Below are 218 nucleotides of genomic sequence, written 5' to 3' on the forward strand. Positions count from 1 at the left end.
GTCACACGCGGAAAAGACGGTTCGGCGCATCCGCATTTCCATGCGTTGTTGTTAGTCAAACCGAGCTACTTCAAAAAGCATTACGTGGCTCAATCGCAGTGGCTTCCGGCGTGGCGCGAAGCGGCTCGCCTCGACTACATCCCTCAAGTCCACATCACGAAAGTGAGGACTAAAAAAGCCGACCGCTTGGCCTTGGGAGATGACGCATTGGCGCTTCG

1 protein-coding gene is annotated in these 218 nt (G+C 55.5%); it reads left to right on the forward strand.

What is annotated here, in order from left to right; all coding sequences use genetic code 11:
• The coding region (locus ACVOLI_RS20520) for a protein rep (protein ID WP_481615788.1) at positions 1–218 on the forward strand (218 nt) is incomplete at both ends.

The sequence above is a fragment of the Stenotrophomonas sp. STEN029 genome (genome assembly GCF_056760015.1).